This window comes from Streptomyces sp. AC555_RSS877 (assembly GCF_019049245.1).
Lineage (GTDB): Bacteria > Actinomycetota > Actinomycetes > Streptomycetales > Streptomycetaceae > Streptomyces.
Genome location: NZ_JAGMUK010000030.1, coordinates 149,098 through 171,276, shown reverse-complemented (window position 1 = coordinate 171,276; position 22,179 = coordinate 149,098). Strand labels below are relative to the sequence as shown.

Genomic DNA, 22,179 nt, shown 5'->3' with positions numbered 1-22,179 from the left:
CGCCCGCGGGGCTCTGCGGCTGTGCCCGCCGTGCTTCTGCGCTCTACGGCTGTGTGCCGTCAGCCGGTGGTCACTCCTGTCGGCAGCCGGCTGTTCAGTCGTCCGTGTCCGGACGAGGGCGTGCGTGAGGGGGTGACCACCACTCGGGTGGTCACCCCCTCACGCGAAGGCGAGCACTGTCGGCGGGCTATTGGCCCTGTTGCTCGTCGCGGCGCCGCTGCCAGCGCTGCTCGATCCGGTCCATCATGGAGCGCCGCTGCCGGCCCTGACTGCGGGGCTGCTGGCCACCGGCAGGCTGTTCGCCCGGCTTGGGGGCCTTGCGCCAGCCGGTCACCGCGAGCACCGCACAGCCCAGCATCACGAGGAAGCCCACCACGCTGAGCCACACCTGCTTGGCGACCATACCTGCCATGAGGAGCGCGATACCTACGAGGAAGCCCGCGACCGCCTGGTAGACCCGCCGCCGGGTGTACGTACGCAGCCCGCTTCCCTCGAGCGCCGACGCGAACTTGGGATCTTCGGCGTACAGCGCTCGCTCCATTTGCTCGAGCATTCGCTGCTCGTGCTCCGAGAGCGGCACGGAGTCCTCCTCATCGTGCAGTCGCCGGGGCGACCCGGGGGGTCCCTTCAGGATAGGCAGGGAATCGCCCCCGTGAAACCCGCCCCTCTACGCCAATTGGCAACCGGAATCCGCCATGAGCGTCCCGGCCTACTGAGGCTTCCATTCCCCAGGAGCCGACCCGTCATGCCGGGCGGTCTCCCTCGATCATACGGCGCACCGCGCCGGATCGGGGGGCCTGTGGCGTACTCCATGCGCACGCAAGTTCCTGATCAGCAGCACGGCACGCGCGCGGCTCAGCCGTCGACGGCCCCCGGCGTCTCGCCGAGCACGTGAAGCTGGGTGGCCACGGAGTGGAAGGCGGGCAGCTCTGCCGCCGCCGCCTCCAGCTTCAGCAGCGCCTCCACCGCGCCGGGCTCGGTGTCGACCAGCACGCCGGGGACGAGGTCGGCGAAGACCCGCACGCCGTGCACGGCACCGACCGTGAGACCGGCGCCTTCGACCAGCCGGGTGAGCTGGTCGGCGGTAAAGCGGTGAGGCACGGGGTCGCCGGCGCCCCAGCGGCCGTCCGGGTCGTCGAGGGCCTGCTTGGCCTCCTTGAAGTGGCCCGCGAGGGCCCGCGCGAGCACGGCGCCGCCCAGCCCGGCGGCGAGCAGGCTCAGGACGCCCTCGGCCCGCAGTGCGGCCACCACGTTGCGGACGCCCTCGGCGGGGTCGTCCACGTACTCCAGGACGCCGTGGCACAGCACCACGTCGTAACCGCCGCGCTCGACCACGTCGAAGAGGCCGTGGGCATCGCCCTGGACGCCCTGCACCCGGTCGGCGACATCGGCCTCGGCGGCGCGACGCTCCAGGGCGAACAGCGCGTTCGGGCTGGGATCGACGACAGTGACCCGGTGGCCGAGGCGGGCGACGGGCACCGCGAAGTTGCCGCTGCCTCCTCCGGTGTCGAGGACGTCCAGCGCCTGGCGACCCGTGGCCTTGACCCGGCGGTCCAGGGCGTCCTGGAGGACCTCCCAGACCACGGCGGTACGGAGAGAGGCGCGGGGGCGCATCGGGTCCGACACGGCAGTTGACTCCTCGGCGCGGCACCGCCTCTGGCACGGGCGGCGCGAACGGGGCGCCTCCCCGCCCCGGCTGCGGAAGAGGGAAGGCTTCAGGCGCCCCCCACCCTATTGCCTAAGGCGCTCTCGCCGGTCACCGCGGTGTGGGGCCCCTGGGTCGCCCGGCACGGCGAACCCGGGCGCTGTCGGCGGGCCCGTCAGCTCGCGTCCGGGAAGTCGCGGTCACCGGTGTCGTGGTCCTCCGGGTGGTCCGCGTCCTGGCGTGGCTGGGGCAGGACCGGCTGGAGCACCAGCATGCGTTCGACCAGGCGGAGGAACATCGCCACGTCGCGTATCAGGTCGTCGGCGTCCCGGCGGCTGGCCGCGCCCTGGATGCCCGCCTCCGCCCGGGCACGGCGCCGGGCCCCGGCGGCGAAGAGCGCGCTCCACTCGGCGAGTTCGGGCGCTATCTCGGGGAGGACTTCCCACGCGCTGCGGATGCGGGCCCTGCGTCGGGGTGTGGGCTCCGGGCGTCCGCGGGCGGCGAGCACGGCGGCTGCCGTGCGCAGCGCGGCGAGATGGGCCGTCGCATAGCGCTCGTTCGACGTCTCCAGCGTGGCGGCCTCGTCGAGACCGGCGCGGGCCTGGGCGAGCAGGTCGAGGGCGGCCGGTGGGGCGGTCGTCCGGCGGAGGACGGGGTGGACGTCGCTCGCCGGGCCGTTCAGTGAGGGGGCAGGGCCGGGGGCGCGGCGCCGGTGGGCGGCGGCTGCGTGGTAGGTGGCCATGACGAACCTCCTGTCGTCTGTGTGACGGCACGCCCTGATACGGAGTGCCGTATGTGCCCATCGTGAGGTATGCCACTGACAATCCGTTCTGACCTGGGCTTTTGCCTCGATCGAGAGTTCGGGCTACTTTTTGCACTGACCAGTCAGTGCAAAAACAGGGGGAGCTGTGGAAGCAGTCGGTGTCACAGCCGAGGGGTTCGGGCTCGAGGGCCCACGCGGCTGGGCGTTCCGCGGGGTCGGCGTCGACGCGGAGCCCGGTTCGCTGATCGCCGTCGAGGGGCCGTCCGGGTCCGGGCGTACGTGCCTGCTGCTCGCGCTCACGGGGCGGATGAAGGCGACCGCGGGGTCGGCGACCGTGGGCGGCGCCCGGCTGCCGAAACAGTTGACGGCCGTGCGCCGCGTCAGTGCTGTCGCCAACGTCGCGGGTGTCACCGACCTCGACCAGGCCCTGACCGTGGGGGAGCACCTGCGGGAACGGGCGCTGCTGCAGCGGCGGTTCGGGGGTTCGCCGCGTGCCCTGCTGCGGCCGCGGTCCGAGCGCGCGACCGAGGCAAGGCTGCGGATCGACACCGCGCTGGCGGCCGCCGGTCTCGACCGGGACGCCCTGCCCAAGGGCTCGCGGACCGCCGTACGCGATCTGGAACGTCTGGAAGCGTTGCGGCTGTCCGTCGCCCTGGCCCTGATCGGGCGTCCCGGCCTGCTGGGGGTCGACGACGCCGACCTGAAGCTGTCCGAGGCCGAACGGGCCGAGGCCTGGGCGCTCCTGAGGTCTCTCACCGAGGCCGGAACGACGGTCGTGGCGGTGTGCGGTCAAGCACCCGACGACACGGTGAAGGTCTGCACCCGGCAGTCGCAAAAGACCCAAGGGCAGGTCCAGGAGCAGATCGAAGGGGAGGAGAAGGCCGATGCGCTCGCCGAAACTGGCCGCGCTTGAACTGCGCCGCTTCGGGAGGGGGAAGCTGCCGCGCGCCGCCATGGTCGCGCTGCTGGTGCTGCCGCTGCTGTACGGCGCCCTGTACCTGTGGTCGTTCTGGGACCCGTACGGCCGCCTCGACCGCATTCCCGTGGCGCTCGTGAACGAAGACCGGGGGACGACCGCCGACGGGAAGAAGCTCGCGGCGGGCGACGACATCACCAAGGGTCTGCGCGAGAGCGAGGTCTTCGACTGGCACGAGGTGAGCTCCGCCGAGGCACGCGCGGGCGTGGAGGACGGCAGGTACTACCTGTCGCTGACCATGCCGGCCGACTTCAGCAGGCGGATCGCCTCCAGTGCGGGCGACTCCCCCGAGACGGGCGCGCTCCAGGTCCGTACGAACGACGCGAACAACTACATCGTCGGGCAGATCTCGCGCACGGTGTTCAGCGAGGTGCGCACGGCCGCGTCCACCAAGGCGTCACGGTCCTTCCTGGACCGGATCTTCGTCTCGTTCTCGGACATCCACGGTGAGACGGTGAAGGCCGCCAAGGGCGCCGACGACCTCGAAGGGGGCATTGGTAAGGCGGAGAAGGGGTCCGAGGACCTCGCCGCCGGTCTGAAGGACGCCAAGAAGGGCAGCGGGAAGCTGTCCGACGGGCTGACGAAGCTCGGCAGCGGCGCGGACGACCTGGCGAAGGGTTCGAAGCAGGTCGCCGAGGGCACGCAGGCTCTCGCCGACAGGGTCAACGGGGTCGCGGACACGGTGGGGCCCTTCCTCGAGGACAACGAGAAGACCATCGGCGACACGGCCGGGCTCGTCGCCGACTCGGCGGCGGCGATCCGCCACAACCTCGGCACGCTGGTGAAAACGGCCCCGTCGGCCGCCAAGGGGGCCCACGCGGCCTCCGACACGCTGGACGCCGTCCACCGGGCGCGCTGCGAGGACCCCGTACTGCCGGACGCCGCCTGCGCCGACCTGGAGAAGGCCAGGCAGGCCGCCGCCGACGTGGCGGAGATCGCCGACGACGTCAACACACTGATCGCCGACCAGAACGGCGACCTGAAGACGCTCGACCACCACCTCGGCACCCTCCAGAAGCAGGCCCAGGCGCTCTCCGTCCGCGCCCCGCACCTGTCCGAGGACCTCGACGACGCCGTGTCGAAGGTCAACGAGCTGAACTCCGGCGCCGGGAAGGTGGCCGCGGGCGCCAAGCAGCTGCACACCGGCCTCGGCACGGCCGAGACGGGTGCCACCGACCTGGACGAGGGCGTCGGCGACCTCAAGACGGGCGCCGAGGACCTCAACGGCGGCATGTACAAGCTTGTCGACGGCTCGGGCCGGCTCTCCGACGGGCTGCACGACGGTGCCGAGCAGATCCCCGACTACGACAAGAAGGACCGCGACGAGCGCACCGAGGTGATGGCGGATCCGGTCCAGCTCGTCTCCGAGGACATGCACAAGGCGCCCAACTACGGCACCGGGTTCGCCCCGTACTTCATCCCGCTGTCCCTGTGGGTGGGCGCGATGGTGGCCTACATGCTGATCGCACCGATGAACCGGCGTGCGCTCGCCGCAGGCGCCTCGGCCTGGCGGATCGCGCTGGCGGGCTGGCTGCCCGTGGTGGCGATCGGCCTGCTGCAGACGATCGCCCTGATGTCGGTGCTGCACTGGGCGGTCGGCCTGGAGATGACGCGGGCGGCCGGGACGGTGGTCTTCCTGTTCCTCGTGACGGCGTGCTTCGCGGCGATCGTGCAGTGGCTGAACGCACGCTTCGGGGCGGCGGGCAGGATCCTCGTCCTGGCCCTGCTGATGCTCCAGTTGACCTCCGCGGGCGGCACGTACCCCGTGCAGACCAGTCCCGGGTTCTTCAACGCGCTGCATCCCTTCCTGCCGATGAGTTACGTCGTCGACGCCCTCAGGAGGCTCATCACCGGCGGCGGCCTCGGCCCGGTGTGGCAGGCGTGTGCCGTGCTGGCGGCCTTCACCGCGGGGGCCCTCGCGCTGACCGCCGTGTCGGCCCGCCGCCGCCAGGTGTGGACGCTCGACCGGCTGCACCCGGAGCTGACCCTGTGAGCCCGGCGGTGACTCCCCCGGCCACTCCTCCAGTGCTTCCCGGGGGGACGGCTCCTGTGACAATCAGGACCATGGAAAGCAGCAGCACCACGTCGAGTGTCAGCACGCGCCGCGAGGCCACTCGGCAGAAGCTCTACGAAGCGGCCGTCACGCTCATCGCCGAGCAGGGTTTCTCCGCCACCACGGTGGACGAGATCGCCGAGCGGGCAGGGGTCGCGAAGGGCACGGTCTACTACAACTTCGCGAGCAAGTCCGTCCTCTTCGAGGAGCTGCTGCGGCACGGCGTACAGCTCCTCAGTGCCTCCCTGCGCGAGGCGGCCGAGCAGACGGCACGACAGGGCGGCAGCAAGGTCGACGCCCTGGACGCGATGATCCGCGCGGGGCTCGTCTTCATCCAGACCTACCCGTCCTTTACGCAGCTGTACGTGGCGGAGCTGTGGCGGACCAACCGGGCCTGGCAGTCCACGTTGATGGTGGTCCGGCAGGAGGCCGTCGCGGTCGTGGAGGGCGTGCTGCGCGAGGGCGTGGACAACGGCGAGTTCAGCGACGAGATCGACGTGCAGCTGACCGCGGCCGCGCTGGTCGGCATGGTCCTGGTGGCCGCCCTGGACTGGCAGTCCTTCCAGCCGGAACGGACCCTGGACGACGTGCACTCGGCGCTGTCCCGGCTGCTTCAGGGGCGGGTCAGCGGGCGCGGCTGAAGACGGCCGGCCCCGCAAGGCCGAACTCGAAGGCCGCCCCGCACTGCCGACGCTGACACACGAAAGCGCCGGTCCGATGTGGCCGCGTCCCCCGCGGGCCACCTCGAACCGGCGCCTTCTCCTGCTCCCCCGTACTCCCCCGTTCCCCCGTACGGTCGTTCCCCCGGGTTCCCCCGAGTCTCGCTCCCGCCGACACCGGCCGGCGGAAGGAGCGGATGGGGGGGCGGCTCCGTTCCGGCGCCCCGTGTCGCCGGTGCCGGAGCCTTGCCCCTTCTCCGTGTCTCCACTCTGCCGTTCACGCAGGTCGCGCCCCATCCGTGCGCGTACTCATCTCACCGGCTGAGTACGGATACTCAGCCCTGCGCACTCAGCCTCAGGCCCCGCTGTCGCCGACTGGTTACGATCGCGTCCGTGTCCGTACTCCCCTTGGTGTTCACGAGCGGCTGGGCCAGCGGCGTCAACGCGTACGCCGTGGTGCTGCTGCTGGGCGTGTTCGGCGCGACAGGGCTGAGCGACGACGTCCCGGAGAGCCTTCAGCGCCCCGAGATCCTCATCGCGGCCGGCGTCCTGTTCCTGTGCGAGGCGGTCGCCGACAAGATTCCGTACGTCGACTCGGCCTGGGACGCGGCACACACCGTGATCCGGCCGGTCGCCGGTGCCTGGGTCGGGGCGCTGCTGGCCGGACAGAGCGGTTCGCTCTCCGATGTGACGGCGGGTCTGGTCGGCGGTTCGACGGCGCTGGCCAGCCACGCGGTCAAGGCCGGGACGCGGATGGCGGTCAACACCTCGCCGGAGCCCTTCAGCAACGTGATCGTGAGCCTGGCCGAGGATCTCGGGGTCGCCGGGATCGTCACCTTCGCGATGTTCCATCCGGAGGCGGCGGCGATCATCGCGGGCGTGCTGCTGGTCGCAGGTCTCGGCGTGCTCTTCCTCCTGGTCTCACGCATCCGCCGGTTCCTGCGGCGCAGGGCCCAGCGACGTGAGGAGAGACGGCTGGCCTCACGGACGGGACGGCCCCCGCCCTGAGGGCCGGTGGCCGTGACCGGGTTGTCGGTGGCGGCCGATAAAGTCGCAGGCATGGCACGGATTGCGGTGATCGGCGCCGGGATGGGCGCGATGGCGGCCGCTGCCCGGCTGGCCGTCGCGGGCCACCGGGTGACGGTGTACGAGCGTACGGAGACGTACGGCGGAGCGGTGCGCCGCTTCGAGCGCGACGGCTTCTCCTTCGACACGGGCCCGGGGCTCCTCCCCCTGCCCGCGGTCTACCGCGACCTGTTCGTCAAGACCGGCAAGGAGCCGCTGGAGTCCTGCGTCGAACTGGTCCAGGTCGACCCGTCCTCGCACCACCTCTTCGCGGACGGCACCCGGGTGTCGCTGCCCAACGCCTCGCGCGCGGGCGTCGTCGCGGCGCTGGACGAGGCGCTCGGGTCGGGCGCCGGACAACGCTGGGGCGACTTCCTGGTCCGGGCACGCGAGGCCTGGGACCGGACACGCAGGCCGCTCCTGGAGGAGCCGCTGTGGCCGAACTGGTCGGTGCTGGCCGAGCGCGAGCCCTATCCGGCGGTTCCGCACAAGCGGCTGCTGCGCACCCGCCGGGCCGGCACACTCGCCGAGATCGGCGCCTGGGAGCTGCGCGACGCCCGGCTCGCCGCCCTCCTGGACCACTACGCCCTCACCTACGGCCTGGACCCGAACGACGCTCCGGCCGGCGCCTCCGTGCTGCCGTACATGGAGCACGCCTTCGGCACCTGGTATGTCCGCGGCGGGATGCGGGAGTTGGCGCGCGCATTGTACGAGCGGTGCGTGGCCAGGAGGGTCGAGTTCGTCTTCGGCGCCGAGATCACCGGGGTGCTGGACAAGGACGGCCGGGCGGCGGGCGTGGAACTCGCTGACGGCACGGTCGCGGAGGCGGACACCGTCGTCGGCACCGGGCCCTGGCGGCTGGCCGGTCTGGTGCGGGGCCGTGCGCTGTACGACGCGCAGGCCGTCGAGCCCCACCCCGAGGGCATGGCCGCCGGCCGGGTCGTCGTCTGCCTGGCGCTGCGCGGCGCCCGGCCCACGGATGCCGCGCACCGCACCGTCGTGCACAGCCCGGACTCGGAGAGTGAACTGGAGTTCCTCGCGCACGGCGTGCCGCCCGAGCAGCCGACCGTCCGCATCGACCGCCCGGACGATCCGGCCCTGCGCCCCGATGACGCGCACGAGTCCGTGGTGCTCACGTCGACGGTGCCGTCACTGACGCGCTACGACTGGACCGCGGCCGGTGCCGCCGACGCCTTCGCCGACCGTATGGTCGCAGCCGCGGAGCGGGCGATCCCGGGGCTGCGCGAGCGGATGCTGTGGCGCGAGGTGCGGACGCCCGTGCACACACGCGAGGAGACGGGTGCCGAGGGCGGTGGCGTGCCCGCGCCTGCCCTGGCCTCGGCCGCGGGGACTCTGCTGCACCCGTCCAACAGCACGGCGATACCGGGCCTGTTCGCCGTCGGTGGCTGGTCGCATCCGGGCGGCGGTCTTCCGCACGCCGGTATGTCGGGCGCGCTGGTCGCCGGACTGGTCGTGGAGGGGCCGGAGTTCCGGGGTTCTCGATGAACACCCGGCAACCTGGCCGAGCGGCGGTTCAGAACCGGTAGTGCTCGTCGTAGCCGTTGCCCTGCGCCTGGCCGTTGCCCTGGTTGGGATACGGCTGCTCGGGCGGGAGGTCGCCGCCGTAGGGGTCGTCGGTGCTGCGCTGCTGCGGCACCCACACCCCGCCGGCCGGCGTCTCACCGGCGTACGTGCCGTTGCCGTACTGGTCCTGGCCGTAGCCCTGCTGGTCGTACTGCTGCTGACCGCCGTAGGAGGCGTCGTACGAGCCGCCGCCGTACGTCTGCGTGCCGATGTAGGGGTCGGAGTAGGCCGCGTACTGCTGCTGTCCGGCCGCGTCGTAGCCGTACTGCTGCTGGTCGTAGCCGGAGTAGCCCTCGTACCCGTAGGCCTGGGCGGTTGCCGCGTACTGGTCCTGGGTCTGGTCCCCGGTGGCGTACGAGGGGTCGGCGGGGGCCGCGTACCCGGAGTTGCCGTATATGCCGTACGAGCCGGTGTCGTCGGGCAGCGGCTGCGGCTCGTACACGGCGGTGCTCTCGGCGGCCGTGGGGTTGACGGGGCGCGCGGGCGAGAACACGTCGTCGCGGTCGTAGTCGTCGTGGCCGTAGGCGCCCGTGTCCTGGCCGTACTTGGCGCCGCCGCCGAAGCCGGCCTCGGCCGCCTCGAGGTCGGTGACCTCCAGCGTCGGGTCCTGGTGTTCGGCCTTGCCGCGGCGTCGCTTGCTGCCGTCGGCACCCGGGCGGCTGACCGCCCAGCCGGACGCGAAGCCGCGGCGGAACGAGAGGGTGACGTACGTCTGGCCGACCGCGAAGGCGACGGCGCCCAGGCCGATGACGACGACGGAGGGAATCAGGACGCCGAGCACGACGCCGAGGAAGCCGCCGAAGGCGAGCAACCGCCAGCGCAGGCGCGCCTTGTACTGCAGTAGCACCTCGCCCAGCAGCCACAACGCGACGACGCCGAACGCGATGTAGAGGACCGTCCAGCCCATGTACGCCCCTCTCCCAGTGGCCGCTACGCAGTGTGTCGTAAACCGGTGCGACCGGTCTAGGCCTTCGGTGGGTGGTGCAGGCCCAGGTTTTCGTAGATTTCCAGCGTCGCCGTGGAGTTGTTGAGCGTGATGAAGTGCAGACCGGGCACTCCCTCGGCCAGCAGCCGGGCGCAGAACTCCGTGGCGTAGTCGATGCCAATGGAGCGTACAGCGGCCGGATCGTCTTTTGCTGTGAGGATTCGCTCTTTCAGGGCGGGCGGGAAGGCAGCGTTGGTGAGGGACGGCACTCGGTCCAAGGACTTCACACTCGCGATCGGCATGACCTCGGGGATGATCGGCGTCTCGCAGCCGGCGGCCGCGACCTTGTCCCGCAGCCGCAGATAGTCCTCCGGGTGGAAGAACATCTGCGTGATCGCGTAGTCCGCGCCCGCGCGGCACTTGTCGACGAAGTGCCGGACGTCGGCGTCCCAGTCGGCCGAGCGCGGGTGCATCGCGGGGAAGGCCGCGACGCCCACACAGAAGTCGCCGGACGCCTTGATCAGTTCGACGAGTTCGGCGGCGTAGGCCAGGCCCCGGGGGTGCGGCACCCAGTCGCCCATCGGGTCGCCGGGCGGGTCGCCGCGCAGCGCCAGCATGTTGCGGATCCCGGCGTCGGCGTACTGCCCGATGATGTTGCGCAGGTCGGCCACCGAGTGGTCGACCGCGGTGAGATGGGCGATCGGGGTGAGCGTGGTGTTGGAGGCGATCGCCTCGGTCGCCTTGACCGTGCCGGCGCGGGTGGAACCGCCCGCGCCGTAGGTCACGGAGACGAAGTCGGGCGCCACGGCCTCGACCCGGCGCAGCGCGTTCCACAGGTTCCGCTCGCCCTTCGGAGTCTTCGGGGCGTAGAACTCGAACGAGTACGTCGTTTTGCCGGTCGCGAGCATGTCACGCACGGTGCGGGCGTGGTCCGACCTGGTGGATGCGGTGCCGAGGGCCATACCGGCAGGTTAGTCAGGGGGAGGCGGTCCCCCAACCAGATCCCGGAAATTTGCCCGTTTTGTCGATTTGTTGTCCACCCTTCGGACACTCCGGACAGTGACGGGCGTCACTCCTGCCGCACTCGCTTGGCGAACTCCGCCGCAGCCGCGCCCGGGTCGTCAGCCTGCGTGACGGCACGCACGACCACGACCCGGCGGGCGCCCGCCGCCAGCACCTCGTCGAGGTTGCCGAGGTCGATGCCGCCGATGGCGAACCAGGGGCGGTCGGTGCCGAGGGAGGCGGTGTACCGGACCAGGTCGAGGCCGGGGGCATGGCGGCCGGGCTTGGTCGGGGTCGGCCAGCACGGACCGGTGCAGAAGTAGTCCACGCCCTCCTGGACGGCGGCCGCGGCGGCCTCGGCCTCGGCGTGCGTGGAGCGCCCCACGAGGACGTCATCGCCCAGGATCGCGCGGGCGGCGGGTACCGGCAGATCGCCCTGGCCCAGGTGCAGGACGGCGGCCCCGGCGGCGTGGGCCACGTCCGCACGGTCGTTGACCGCGAGGAGCTTGCCGTGCCGGGCGCAGGCCTCGGCGAACACCTGGAGGTGCTCCAGCTCCTCCGCCGCCTCCATGCCCTTGTCCCGCAGCTGCACGATGTCGACCCCGCCGGCCAGGACGGCGTCCAGGAACTCGGCGAGGTCTCCCTGCCGCTTGCGGGCGTCCGTGCAGAGGTAGAGCCGGGCGTCGGCGAGCTGGGCGCGGGCGGTGGTGTCGGACATGCGTAGGTCCCCCCGTGGTGGATGGCGTACGGGCCGCAGGCCGAAGCGGTGGGCCGCCGCGGGCCGTGGTGAACCACGGCCGTGGCCTTCGCGGGCCGTGGTGGGCCGCGCCTGTGGCCATGGCGGGCCGCAGTCAACCACGACCGTGGCTCTCGCGCGCCACGGCCCGTACGTCGGGCGGTGTTCGGATCAGCGTGCTCGGATCAGACGGCAAGCGCCTGGGCCCGGCGCTTCACCTCCGTGCCGCGATTCTCACTGAGGGCCTGCGCGGGGGTGCCGGGCAGGCTCGGGTCGGGGGTGAAGAGCCACTCGAGCATCTCTTCGTCGGTGAAGCCGTCGTCCCGCAGGAGCGTCAGGGTGCCCGTCAGGCCCTTGACGACCTTCTGCTCGGCCCCGTCGATGAAGGCGGCGGGGACGTGCAGCGCACGGTTCTCACCACGGCGTACGGCGATGAGCTGGCCCTCCTTGACCAGCTGCCGCACACGCGTCACCTCGACATCGAGCATTTCCGCGATGTCGGGGAGGGTGAGCCAGGCGGGGACGAGAGCATCGATCTTTGCGTCAATCTCGGTCACGGGACAAGCCTGCCATCCCGCACTGACAGTCGGAAGCCAGGACCGCCCGACCAGGGGTTTCGCGTTACGCCGCGGCCGCCTTCAAAGGCCTCGCCGGGTCGGTCAGCACCGTGGCGTCCATGGGCGTGCCCGCCTCGATCAGCTTCCGCCCCTGCGCCAAATCCCGTGGACGGCCCACGGCCAGCAGGGCGACCAGGCGGCCCTCCCGCAGCCAGCACACCGTCCAGGCCGGGCCGGACGGGTCGCCGCGCCACAGGGTGGTGTCGGCGGACCCGTGGTGGCCTGCGTACTGGACGAAGCGCCCGAACTGCTCGGACCAGAAGTAGGGAACCGGGTCGTAGACGGCCGCCGGCTCGCCGGTGGGCTTGCCGAGGATGTTCGCGGCGACCGTGCGCGGGCCCTGAAGGGCGTTGTCCCAGTGGTGGACCAGCAGGCGCTCGCCATAGCGCCCCGAAGGGAAGGAGGCGCAGTCGCCGACCGCGTAGACGTCCGGCGCCGAGGTGCGCAGGCCGTCGTCGGCGACGACCTCGCCGTGGGTGCCGAGCGCGATGCCGGAGCCGGCCAGCCAGGCCGTGGCGGGGCGGGCACCGATGCCGACGACCACCGCGTCCGCGGGCAGCCGGGAGCCGTCGTCCAGCAGGACCGCGCCGGCTTCGACGCTCCGCACGCGCGCGTGGGTGCGCAACGTGGCACCGGCGTCGGCGTACCAGGCGGCCATCGGCGCGGCCACCTCTGCGGGCAGCGCGCCCGCGAGCGGCAGGTCGGCCGCCTCCACGACCGTCACCGCGCAGCCCGCCTCGCGGGCCGCCGTAACGAACTCGGCGCCGATCCAGCCCGCGCCGACGACCACGATGTCGTGCTGCCGGGCGAGGACCGGGCGCAGCCGTTCGGCGTCGTCCAGGGTGCGCAGCAGATGCACGCCGGGCACGCCTTCCGCGCCGGGCAGCCGGATCGGTTCGGCACCGGTGGCCAGAACCAGGACGTCGTAGGGCACCGGCCCTTCGGCGGTGTCCAGGCGGTGCGCGTCGGGGCGGACCCCCAGGACCTCGCGGCCGAGGCGCAGTTCGATGCCGAGCGCCTCGAAGTCGACGTCGAAGGCGGAGTCCTCGGCCTTGCCGAGCAGGACGGCCTTCGACAGCGGCGGCCGGTCGTACGGCTGGTGGGGTTCGGCGCCGATCAGCGTGACGGTGCCGGTGAAGCCCTGCTCCCGCAGGGCGACCGCCGTCTGCACTCCGGCCATGCCCGCGCCGACCACGACGACCTGCCGTGGCGTGGACGTTCCCCGGTCCTGCGTCTGCTCGCTCACCTGATCACCATAGTCAGCTGACTGTGCGTCAGTCAGGGGGCGTGCTCAGTGAGCTGCTCCACAACGCTCGTCCCGCTGCCCGGCTGCGACTCCCACTCCCAGGTCTCCTCCAGCCGTACCCGGCCGTCGGACAGCTCGGCGACCGTGGACACGCAGTGCCCCGAGGACGTCGTCCCGTCCTCCTTGAGCTGTACGTACCGGAAGTCCAGGAGATCGCCCTCCCGTGTCCCCACCAGGTACCCGCGTACGACGTCCCCGCCCGCGTACTCGGCCCAGATCTCACCGTCCTTCTCGTGGTACGCGAACCGGGTGCGGATACCCACCTGACCTGGGGCCTGGTCGGCGACAGGGGCGAGGACGAGGCCGTCGAGCGAACGGGCCACAGGAGGAGGCTCCCTTACTGAGACATACGGCATTGGCTAGGGTGGCCAACGAAAGCACACGCGGGAGCCCGGACGCACCGGGCTGAGAGGGAGGCTGGCGGCCTCCGACCGTACGAACCTGATCCGGGTCATGCCGGCGAAGGGAGGGGCTGGACGCCCATGTCGCGTACGTCCGACTCATCACACACCTCAGACGTCCTGGTCGTCGGGGGCGGGATCATCGGCCTGGTCACGGCCTGGCGGGCCGCGCAACGCGGTCTCGCCGTGGCCGTCGTGGACCCCGAACCGGGCGGCGGGGCCGCCCGGGTGGCGGCCGGCATGCTGGCCGCCGTCACGGAACTGCACTACGGCGAGCAGACCCTGCTCGGCCTCAATCTGGAATCGGCCCGCCGTTATCCGGACTTCACGGACGAGCTCACCGGCCTCACCGGGCAGGACCTCGGCTACCGCCGGTGCGGCACGCTCGCCGTCGCACTGGACGCCGACGACCGCGCCCACCTGCGGGAACTGCACACGCTGCAGCGGCAGTCGGGGCTGGACTCCGAGTGGCTGTCCGGGCGGGAGTGCCGACGTCTCGAGCCCATGCTCGCGCCGGGCGTGCGCGGCGGGCTGCGGGTCGACGGGGACCACCAGATCGACCCGCGGCGGCTCGCGGCGGCACTGCTGGCGGCCTGCGAGCGGGCCGGGGTCGTCTTCCACCGCACCTGGGCCGAGCGGCTGTCGGTCGTACGGGAGCGGGCGGCGGGCGTCGTCACGCGCGAGGGGGTGGCCTTGGGCGCCGGGCAGGTGGTGCTGGCGGCCGGCAGCCTCAGCGGGCGGCTGGCGGGCGTGCCGGACGACCTGCTCCCTCCGGTACGGCCCGTGAAGGGGCAGGTACTGCGGCTGACCGTGCCCGAGCGGTACGCGCCGTTCCTGAGCCGCACCGTGCGGGCCGTGGTGCGGGGCAGCCACGTCTACCTGGTGCCGCGCGAGAACGGCGAGCTGGTCGTCGGCGCGACCAGCGAGGAGCTGGGCTGGGACACGACGGTGACCGCGGGCGGCGTGTACGAGCTGCTGCGCGACGCGCACGAGCTGGTGCCCGGGATCACGGAACTGCCGTTGACGGAGACGCGGGCCGGTCTTCGCCCCGGATCCCCCGACAACGCGCCGCTGCTCGGCCCGACCGGCCTCGACGGGCTGCTGCTGGCCACCGGGCACTACCGCAACGGCGTGCTGCTCACGCCGGTCACCGGCGACGCCATGGCACACGTCCTGACCACCGGTGAACTCCCGGAAGAGGCCCGCCCCTTCACCCCCAAGCGCTTCAGCACCGTCCTCACGGAGCAGCCGGCATGAACATCTCGGTCAACGGCGAGCGACAGCGGGTCGCTCCCGGCACCGCCCTCGACGTCCTCGTCAGGTCCCTCACCGCGGCGCCCTCCGGAGTGGCCGCCGCGCTCAACGAAACCGTCGTCCCGCGCGCGCAGTGGTCCGCCACGTCCCTCTCCGAGGGAGACCGCGTCGAAGTCCTCACCGCCGTCCAAGGAGGCTGACCCATGGCCGACGATCCCTTTGTCCTCGGCGACACGTCCTTCACGTCCCGCCTGATCATGGGCACCGGCGGGGCACCCAGCCTGGACGTGCTGGAGCGGGCCCTGGTCACCTCCGGCACGGAGCTGACGACGGTCGCGATGCGGCGGGTCAATCCGGACGTGCACGGCTCGGTGCTGTCGGTGCTGGAGAAGCTGGGCATCCGGGTCCTGCCGAACACCGCGGGCTGCTACACGGCCGGCGAGGCCGTCCTCACCGCCCGTCTCGCACGCGAGGCGCTCGGCACCGACCTGATCAAGCTGGAGGTCATCGCCGACGAGCGGACCCTGCTGCCGGATCCGATCGAGTTGCTGGACGCGGCGGAGACGCTGGTGGACGACGGGTTCACGGTGCTGCCGTACACGAACGACGATCCGGTGCTGGCCCGGAAGCTGGAGGACGTCGGCTGCGCCGCGATCATGCCCCTCGGGTCGCCGATCGGATCGGGACTGGGCATTCGCAACCCGCACAACTTCCAGCTGATCGTCGAGCACGCACGCGTGCCGGTGATCCTGGACGCGGGGGCCGGGACTGCGTCGGACGCGGCGCTGGCGATGGAGCTGGGGTGCGCGGGTGTGATGCTCGCCTCGGCGGTGACGCGGGCGCAGGAGCCGCAGCTGATGGCCGCCGCCATGAGGTACGCGGTCGAAGCGGGGAGGCTGGCCCGGCTGGCGGGCCGGATACCTCGGCGTCACTTCGCCGAGGCGTCGTCTCCCGCGCAGGGGCTGGCCCGGCTGGATCCTGAACGACCCGCGTTCTGAACACAGGTTCGATCAGGGCTCGCCTGGAGCCCGCCCGGAGCGGAAGCCGGTGCGACCTCCGTCACAGGTCCGCTTCAGTCCCGCCCCGATCGTGGCCGAACCCGCGGCGCTGTCGGTCGCGGCTCGTACACTCACCTGCGTGGATACGACCCTTCAGGACCCGCTGGTCGGGCAGGTGCTCGACGGACGCTACCGCGTGGACGCGCGGATCGCGGTCGGCGGGATGGCCACGGTCTACCGGGCCCTGGACACCCGCCTGGACCGCGTGCTCGCGCTCAAGGTGATGCACCCGGCGCTCGCGGCCGACGGGACCTTCGTCGAGCGGTTCATCCGGGAGGCGAAGTCGGTCGCCCGGCTCGCGCACCCGAACGTCGTGCAGGTCTTCGACCAGGGCACCGACGGGTCGTACGTCTACCTCGCCATGGAGTACGTCGCCGGCTGCACCCTGCGTGACGTCGTACGCGACCGCGGGGCGCTGCAGCCGCGCGCCGCCCTGGACATCCTGGAGCCGGTGCTCGCCGCGCTCGGCGCCGCGCACCGGGCCGGGTTCGTGCACCGGGACATGAAGCCGGAGAACGTGCTGATCGGGGACGACGGCCGGGTCAAGGTCGCCGACTTCGGGCTCGTCCGGTCCGTGAACACCGTCACCAGCACCACCGGAGCCGTTCTCGGCACCGTCTCCTACCTCGCCCCCGAGCAGATCGAGCAGCCGGGCGCCGCCGACCCCCGCGTCGACGTGTACGCGTGCGGTGTCGTCCTCTACGAGATGCTGACCGGCGAGAAGCCGCACGACGGGGACTCTCCCGCCGTGGTGCTCTACAAGCACCTCCACGAGGACGTCCCGCCGCCCTCGGCCCTCGTCCCGGGCCTGCCGTACGAGCTCGACGAGCTGGTCGCGTCGGCGACCGCCCGCACCCCCGGCATCCGGCCGTACGACGCGGTCGCGCTGCTCGCCCAGGCGCGCGAGGCGCGGGCCGGGCTCAGCGACGACCAGCTGGACGCGGTGCCGCCGCAGGCCCTGTCGTCGGAGCGGGAGCACCGCGACGTCTCCGCCGACCGTACGACCGTGATCCCGCGCTCGCTGACCGTGCCGCGCCCGCTGCCGGTGAACGAGGACGAGGGCGAGGCCGGGTTCCACCGCACCAGCCGGCTGGAGAGCCCGCCGCCCCTTCCCCCGCGCCGGCGTGACAGCTCGCGGCGCCGGCTCGTGGCGATCGTGGCCGCCGTACTGCTGACGCTCGGCGTCGGTGCGGGCGTCTGGTACATCAACTCCGGCCAGTTCACCCAGGTCCCGCCGCTGCTGGCGAAGACCGAGGCGCAGGCCCGGGACCGGCTGGAGCAGGCCGGTCTGGACGTCGGCAAGGTCGAGCACGCCTACAGCGACAGCGTGAAGCGCGGCACCGTCATCAGTACCGACCCGAAGCCGGGCTCCCGGATCCGGGACAACGACTCGGTGACGCTCAGGATCTCCGACGGCCCCGAGACGGTGCGGGTGCCCGACGTGGAGGGCTACCGGCTGGACAAGGCGAGGTCCCTGCTGAAGGACAGCGGGCTGGAACCAGGTATGGTCTCCCGGGCGTTCAGCCAGGACGTCCCCAGGGGCTCCGTGATCTCCACCGAACCGGAGAAGGGCACCGAGCGGCGCGCGGGCTCGGCGATCGCGCTCACCGTCAGCAAGGGCAGCCCGATCGACGTACCGGACGTCACGGGCGAGTCGCTGGCGGACGCGCAGGCGGAGCTGGAGGAAGCGGGCCTGAAGGTGAAGATCTCCGCGAAGGAGATCAACTCCTCCGAGTACGACAAGGGCCAGGTCGCCCGGCAGACCCCGCAGAACGGCAGCACCGCGGCCGAGGGCGACACGGTGACGCTGACGCTGTCCAAGGGCCCGGAGATGATCGAGGTCCCGGACGTGGTCGGCGACAGCGTGGCGGACGCCACGGCGCAGCTGCAGGAGGCCGGATTCGAGGTCGACGAGGACCGCGGGCTGCTCGGGCTCTTCGGCGACACGGTGAAGAGCCAGTCGGTGACGGGCGGGGAGACGGCTCCCAAGGGATCGACGATCACCATCACGATCCGCTGACTGTCCGGCCCGGGCCGCATGACACCCTTGTTGTGTGAAGAGTCAACAGTCCGGCACCGCCTCCGGCGCGCTGCGCAACCCCGTCGGCGGCCACGTCCCCGTGGCCGGCGGTCTGCACTCCGTGGGCCTGTCCTACGCCCATGATCTGAAGGCCGAGACCGTGCAGGTCTTCGTCGCCAACCCGCGCGGCTGGGCGACGCCCGTCGGCAGTCCGCGGCAGGACGAGGCGTTCCGGGAGGCGTGCGCGGCCGAGTCGATCCCGGCGTACGTGCATGCCCCGTACCTGATCAACTTCGGTTCGCACACCGAGGCGACCGCGGAGAGGTCCGTCGAGTCGTTGCGGCACTCACTGCGGCGCGGGCGGGACATCGGGGCGCTGGGCGTGGTCGTGCACACCGGCAGCGCGACGGGCGGCCGGGACCGGTCCGTGGCGCTGAAGCAGGTGCGGGAGTACCTGCTGCCGCTGCTCGACGAGCTCACCCACGACGACGACCCGTTCCTGTTGCTGGAGTCGACGGCCGGGCAGGGTGCCTCGCTGTGCTCGCGGACCTGGGACTTCGGGCCGTACTTCGAGGCGCTGGACGCCCATCCGAAACTGGGCGTGTGCCTGGACACCTGCCACATCTTCGCGGCCGGGCACGACCTGACCGGGCCGGCCGGCATGCACCAGACGCTCGACCTGCTGGTGGACACGGTCGGCGAGGGCCGGCTGAAGCTGATCCACGCCAACGACTCCAAGGACGTGGTTGGCGCGCACAAGGACCGGCACGAGAACATCGGGGCAGGTCACATCGGCGAGGACCCGTTCCGCGCGCTGATGACCCACCCGGCGACCGAGGGCGTACCGCTGATCATCGAGACGCCCGGCGGCAAGGAGGGGCACGCGGCGGACGTGGAGCGCCTGAAGAAACTGCGGGACGGCTGAAACCGTGGCCCGGGGTCAGAGCTCGGGCCCGTCTCCCGGTCCCTCCTGGTAGGAGTAGCGCTGTTCCTTCCAGGGGTCGCCGACGTTGTGGTAGCCGCGCTCCTCCCAGAACCCGCGGCGGTCGGCGGTCATGTACTCCACGCCCCGGACCCACTTGGGGCCCTTCCACGCGTACAGATGGGGGACGACCAGACGGAGCGGGAAGCCGTGCTCCGCGGTCAGCAGTTCGCCGTCCTTGTGGGTGGCGAAGATCGCGTGTTCGGACGCGAAGTCGGACAGGCGCAGGTTCGAGCTGAACCCGTACTCCGCCCACACCATCACATGGGTGACGGCCGGGGCGGGCGGGGCGATGTCCAGGATGGTCCGGGCGGGGATGCCGCCCCACTCGGCACCGAGCATGCTGAACTTCGTGACGCAGTGCAGATCGCCCACGACGCTGGTGTACGGCAGGGCCGTGAACTCCTCATGGTTCCAGCAGTGCTTCTCGCCGTCCGCGGTGGCGCCGAAGACCCGGAACTCCCAGCGCTCGGACCGGAACTTGGGGACCGGACCGTAGTGCGTGACCGGCCAGCCGCGTTGCATTCGCTGCCCCGGCGGAAGCTCGGAGTGTGCCGCTTCTCCCGACTCGCGTTCCACCGGCTGACCCATGACTCCATCCTGACAGACCCCGGGCAGTGCACATGACCAACCCCTACCCAAATCAGGCATTACGAACTAAGCCTGCCCTTACTTACTAAGTGAAGACTTACTGGACGATCTTCGCCACCAGTGGAATCATGCGGCGCAACCTGCCAGTTCCCCCCGGTTGGAAGGAGCCTCTGCAATGCAGGGCGACCCCGAGGTCATCGAATTCCTCAACGAGCAGCTGACCGCCGAGCTCACCGCGATCAACCAGTACTTCCTGCACGCGAAGATGCAGGAGAACTTCGGCTGGACCAAGCTCGCGAAGTACACGCGGGCCGAGTCGTTCGACGAGATGAAGCACGCCGAGGTGCTCACCGACCGGATCCTGTTCCTGGACGGACTGCCGAACTACCAGCGCCTCTTCCACGTCCGCGTGGGACAGACGGTCAAGGAGATGTTCGAGGCCGACCGGCAGATCGAGGTCGAGGCGATCGACCGGCTCAGGCGCGGTGTCGAGGTGATGCGGAACAAGGGCGACATCACGTCCGCGAACATCTTCGAGTCGATCCTCGAGGACGAGGAGCACCACATCGACTACCTGGACACCCAGCTGGAACTGCTGGAGAAGCTCGGCGAGGCGCTCTACCTGGCCCAGCTGATCGAGCAGCCGGAGAGCTAGGCCGCCTCTTCGAGCTCTTCGAGTCCGGTCAGGGTCGACGCGCCCTGGTCGGCCGGCTGACGCCGTTGGTACGCGCCGCGGCCGAGGATTGCCTGGATCCGACGGACGCAGGATCCGCAGTCCGTGCCGGCCTTGCAGGCGGATGCTATCTGGCGCGGTGTGCAGGCGCCGTTGTCCGCGTGCTGCTGGACCTGCGCTTCGGTCACTCCGAAGCAGTTGCACACGAACACGCGGTTCACCTCCCGCCGAGATCAATAAGGCTAACCTAACCTTACCCGTCACTCGGGGACCGCAAAAGTGGAGTGGGGCGCGGATCGTATGTGATCCACGCCCCACTCCGTGCACCTGTAACAGGCGCGTCAGCTGATGATCTGCTACTGGTCCCGGTACATCTCCGCGACGAGGAACGCCAGGTCGAGCGACTGGCTGCGGTTCAGACGCGGGTCGCAGGCCGTCTCGTAGCGCTGGTGCAGGTCGTCGACGAAGATCTCGTCGCCGCCGCCCACGCACTCGGTGACGTCGTCACCGGTGAGCTCCACGTGGATGCCGCCCGGGTGGGTGCCCAGGCCCTTGTGGACCTCGAAGAAGCCCTTGACCTCGTCGAGCACGTCGTCGAAGCGGCGGGTCTTGTGGCCGGAGGCCGCCTCGTAGGTGTTGCCGTGCATCGGGTCGGTGATCCAGGCCACCGTCGCGCCGGAGGCGGTGACCTTCTCGACCAGCTCGGGCAGCTTGTCGCGGACCTTGTCGGCGCCCATGCGGACGATGAAGGTCAGCCGGCCCGGCTCGCGGTCCGGGTCCAGGCGCTCGATGTACTGCAGCGCCTCCTCGGCCGTGGTCGTCGGGCCGAGCTTGATGCCGATCGGGTTGCGGATCCGCGAGGCGAACTCGATGTGCGCGTGGTCCAGCTGCCGGGTGCGCTCACCGACCCACACCATGTGCGCCGAGACGTCGTACAGCTGTCCGGTGCGCGAGTCGACGCGGGTGAGCGCCGACTCGTAGTCGAGCAGCAGCGCCTCGTGCGAGGAGTAGAACTCGACGGTCTTGAACTCCTCCGGGTCGGCCCCGCAGGCGTGCATGAAGTTCAGCGCCTGGTCGATCTCGCGGGCCAGCTGCTCGTAGCGCTGACCGGACGGGGACGACTTCACGAAGTCCTGGTTCCAGGCGTGCACCTGGCGCAGGTCGGCGTAGCCGCCGGTGGTGAAGGCGCGCACCAGGTTGAGCGTCGAGGCGGAGGCGTTGTACATCCGCTTCAGGCGCTCGGGGTCCGGGATGCGGGCGGCCTCGTTGAAGTCGAAGCCGTTGACCGAATCGCCGCGGTACGTCGGCAGGGTCACGCCGTCGCGGGTCTCGGTGCCCTTGGAGCGCGGCTTGGAGTACTGGCCGGCGATCCGGCCGACCTTCACCACGGGCACCGAGGCGGCGTACGTCAGCACGGCGCCCATCTGGAGCAGGGTCTTGAGCTTGTTGCGGATGTGGTCGGCGGACACCGCGTCGAAGGCCTCGGCGCAGTCGCCGCCCTGGAGGAGGAACGCCTCTCCCTTGGCGACGGCCGCCAACCGGGCGCGCAGCTGGTCACACTCGCCCGCGAAGACGAGCGGCGGATACGACTCGAGGTCCGCGATCACTGCGCGCAGAGCCTCGGTGTCGGGGTACTCGGGCTGCTGCGCCGCGGGCAGGTCTCGCCAGGTGTTGCCAGCGCTGGCGCTGGTCTTAGCGTTCACGGTCACGCCCTCAACATTACGGGGTCGTGTCGACTGATTTTCGTGCGGCTCGACAGGTGAGACACGCTCCCGCTCAGGTGCGCGTGGGGTAGGGTGCGTCGCATGTTCGCGCATTCGACCCAGACCTGGTGGTGGACCGCTCATCCGGCGGCCCACTGACTGCGCG

General features: G+C 71.3%; 24 protein-coding genes and 1 riboswitch. Of the genes, 12 read left to right on the top strand and 12 right to left on the bottom strand.

The window, feature by feature from the left end:
* Nucleotides 1–187 precede the first annotated feature (187 nt).
* The 3 genes from KUM49_RS14495 to KUM49_RS14485 form a co-directional block, all read right to left on the bottom strand.
* Entirely contained in the window at nucleotides 188–580 is a 393-nt protein-coding gene (locus KUM49_RS14495; protein WP_217237230.1) for a DUF3040 domain-containing protein, read from the bottom strand.
* 275 nt (nucleotides 581–855) lie between these two features.
* The gene (locus KUM49_RS14490) at nucleotides 856–1,626 is read right to left on the bottom strand and encodes a methyltransferase (protein WP_217237229.1); all 771 of its coding nucleotides are present in this window, start codon (nucleotides 1,624–1,626) and stop codon (nucleotides 856–858) included.
* Nucleotides 1,627–1,820: 194 nt separating this feature from the next.
* Nucleotides 1,821–2,387 (bottom strand): SAV_6107 family HEPN domain-containing protein, encoded by a 567-nt coding sequence (locus tag KUM49_RS14485; protein ID WP_217237228.1) that lies wholly within the window; start codon nucleotides 2,385–2,387, stop codon nucleotides 1,821–1,823.
* A gap of 166 nt (nucleotides 2,388–2,553) precedes the next feature.
* On the opposite strand from KUM49_RS14485, the gene KUM49_RS14480 reads away from it, so the two are divergent.
* The 5 genes from KUM49_RS14480 (at nucleotide 2,554) to KUM49_RS14460 (ending at nucleotide 8,667) form a co-directional block, all read left to right on the top strand.
* Nucleotides 2,554–3,321, top strand: coding sequence for an ATP-binding cassette domain-containing protein (locus KUM49_RS14480; protein ID WP_217237227.1), 768 nt, complete (start codon nucleotides 2,554–2,556; stop codon nucleotides 3,319–3,321).
* Nucleotides 3,293–5,377, top strand: a complete 2,085-nt coding sequence (locus KUM49_RS14475; RefSeq protein ID WP_217237226.1) for a YhgE/Pip family protein — start codon at nucleotides 3,293–3,295, stop codon at nucleotides 5,375–5,377. Before KUM49_RS14480 ends, KUM49_RS14475 begins: the two co-directional genes overlap by 29 nt.
* Before the next feature lie 71 nt (nucleotides 5,378–5,448).
* On the top strand, nucleotides 5,449–6,078 hold the full coding sequence (locus tag KUM49_RS14470; RefSeq protein ID WP_217237225.1) for a TetR/AcrR family transcriptional regulator: 630 nt from the start codon (nucleotides 5,449–5,451) through the stop codon (nucleotides 6,076–6,078).
* Between the two features lie 411 nt (nucleotides 6,079–6,489).
* Complete coding sequence (locus KUM49_RS14465) at nucleotides 6,490–7,104, top strand: DUF4126 domain-containing protein (RefSeq protein ID WP_217237224.1); 615 nt, start codon at nucleotides 6,490–6,492, stop codon at nucleotides 7,102–7,104.
* 51 nt (nucleotides 7,105–7,155) lie between these two features.
* A complete protein-coding gene (locus KUM49_RS14460; RefSeq protein ID WP_217237223.1) occupies nucleotides 7,156–8,667 on the top strand; it encodes an NAD(P)/FAD-dependent oxidoreductase in 1,512 nt (503 codons plus the stop codon).
* A gap of 28 nt (nucleotides 8,668–8,695) precedes the next feature.
* On the opposite strand, the gene KUM49_RS14455 is transcribed toward KUM49_RS14460, so the two are convergent.
* From KUM49_RS14455 to KUM49_RS14430, 6 genes are all read right to left on the bottom strand, one after another.
* Nucleotides 8,696–9,652 (bottom strand): hypothetical protein, encoded by a 957-nt coding sequence (locus KUM49_RS14455; protein WP_217237222.1) that lies wholly within the window; start codon nucleotides 9,650–9,652, stop codon nucleotides 8,696–8,698.
* 56 nt (nucleotides 9,653–9,708) lie between these two features.
* A complete protein-coding gene (gene metF / locus KUM49_RS14450) occupies nucleotides 9,709–10,632 on the bottom strand; it encodes a methylenetetrahydrofolate reductase [NAD(P)H] (RefSeq protein ID WP_217237221.1) in 924 nt (307 codons plus the stop codon).
* A gap of 107 nt (nucleotides 10,633–10,739) precedes the next feature.
* Nucleotides 10,740–11,390 carry a thiamine phosphate synthase gene (gene thiE, locus KUM49_RS14445; protein ID WP_217237220.1) on the bottom strand — a complete coding sequence of 217 codons (651 nt, stop codon included), beginning with the start codon at nucleotides 11,388–11,390 and terminating at the stop codon, nucleotides 10,740–10,742.
* 203 nt (nucleotides 11,391–11,593) lie between these two features.
* A complete protein-coding gene (locus KUM49_RS14440; RefSeq protein ID WP_030051296.1) occupies nucleotides 11,594–11,965 on the bottom strand; it encodes an Rv2175c family DNA-binding protein in 372 nt (123 codons plus the stop codon).
* Between the two features lie 64 nt (nucleotides 11,966–12,029).
* Nucleotides 12,030–13,271 carry an NAD(P)/FAD-dependent oxidoreductase gene (locus tag KUM49_RS14435; RefSeq protein ID WP_217237219.1) on the bottom strand — a complete coding sequence of 414 codons (1,242 nt, stop codon included), beginning with the start codon at nucleotides 13,269–13,271 and terminating at the stop codon, nucleotides 12,030–12,032.
* 32 nt (nucleotides 13,272–13,303) lie between these two features.
* On the bottom strand, nucleotides 13,304–13,654 hold the full coding sequence (locus KUM49_RS14430; protein WP_217237218.1) for a hypothetical protein: 351 nt from the start codon (nucleotides 13,652–13,654) through the stop codon (nucleotides 13,304–13,306).
* Between the two features lie 50 nt (nucleotides 13,655–13,704).
* A riboswitch (TPP riboswitch) is annotated at nucleotides 13,705–13,816 on the top strand.
* Between KUM49_RS14430 and thiO the strand changes: the two genes are divergently transcribed.
* The 5 genes from thiO (at nucleotide 13,814) to KUM49_RS14405 (ending at nucleotide 18,989) form a co-directional block, all read left to right on the top strand.
* On the top strand, nucleotides 13,814–14,989 hold the full coding sequence (gene thiO, locus KUM49_RS14425) for a glycine oxidase ThiO (RefSeq protein WP_217237217.1): 1,176 nt from the start codon (nucleotides 13,814–13,816) through the stop codon (nucleotides 14,987–14,989). (Overlaps the previous riboswitch by 3 nt.)
* Entirely contained in the window at nucleotides 14,986–15,186 is a 201-nt protein-coding gene (thiS, locus tag KUM49_RS14420) for a sulfur carrier protein ThiS (RefSeq protein ID WP_217237216.1), read from the top strand. Before thiO ends, thiS begins: the two co-directional genes overlap by 4 nt.
* A gap of 3 nt (nucleotides 15,187–15,189) precedes the next feature.
* Nucleotides 15,190–15,984, top strand: coding sequence for a thiazole synthase (locus tag KUM49_RS14415; RefSeq protein ID WP_217237215.1), 795 nt, complete (start codon nucleotides 15,190–15,192; stop codon nucleotides 15,982–15,984).
* Nucleotides 15,985–16,123: 139 nt separating this feature from the next.
* A complete protein-coding gene (pknB, locus tag KUM49_RS14410; protein WP_217237214.1) occupies nucleotides 16,124–18,064 on the top strand; it encodes a Stk1 family PASTA domain-containing Ser/Thr kinase in 1,941 nt (646 codons plus the stop codon).
* 34 nt (nucleotides 18,065–18,098) lie between these two features.
* On the top strand, nucleotides 18,099–18,989 hold the full coding sequence (locus KUM49_RS14405; RefSeq protein ID WP_217237213.1) for a deoxyribonuclease IV: 891 nt from the start codon (nucleotides 18,099–18,101) through the stop codon (nucleotides 18,987–18,989).
* A gap of 15 nt (nucleotides 18,990–19,004) precedes the next feature.
* Here KUM49_RS14405 and KUM49_RS14400 read toward each other — a convergent pair whose 3' ends face one another.
* Entirely contained in the window at nucleotides 19,005–19,637 is a 633-nt protein-coding gene (locus KUM49_RS14400; protein WP_217237212.1) for a sulfite oxidase-like oxidoreductase, read from the bottom strand.
* Between the two features lie 175 nt (nucleotides 19,638–19,812).
* Here KUM49_RS14400 and bfr point away from each other — a divergent pair, with 175 nt between their 5' ends.
* The gene (bfr, locus tag KUM49_RS14395; protein ID WP_217237211.1) at nucleotides 19,813–20,292 is read left to right on the top strand and encodes a bacterioferritin; all 480 of its coding nucleotides are present in this window, start codon (nucleotides 19,813–19,815) and stop codon (nucleotides 20,290–20,292) included.
* On the opposite strand, the gene KUM49_RS14390 is transcribed toward bfr, so the two are convergent.
* Both KUM49_RS14390 and KUM49_RS14385 read right to left on the bottom strand, forming a co-directional pair.
* Complete coding sequence (locus tag KUM49_RS14390) at nucleotides 20,289–20,531, bottom strand: bacterioferritin-associated ferredoxin (protein ID WP_374200151.1); 243 nt, start codon at nucleotides 20,529–20,531, stop codon at nucleotides 20,289–20,291. The genes bfr and KUM49_RS14390 overlap by 4 nt on opposite strands.
* 135 nt (nucleotides 20,532–20,666) lie before the next feature.
* On the bottom strand, nucleotides 20,667–22,019 hold the full coding sequence (locus tag KUM49_RS14385; protein WP_217237209.1) for a class II 3-deoxy-7-phosphoheptulonate synthase: 1,353 nt from the start codon (nucleotides 22,017–22,019) through the stop codon (nucleotides 20,667–20,669).
* A 96-nt stretch (nucleotides 22,020–22,115) separates the two neighbouring features.
* On the opposite strand from KUM49_RS14385, the gene KUM49_RS50680 reads away from it, so the two are divergent.
* A complete protein-coding gene (locus KUM49_RS50680; RefSeq protein ID WP_073723848.1) occupies nucleotides 22,116–22,172 on the top strand; it encodes a trp operon leader peptide in 57 nt (18 codons plus the stop codon).
* The last annotated feature ends 7 nt before the right edge of the window (nucleotides 22,173–22,179 follow it).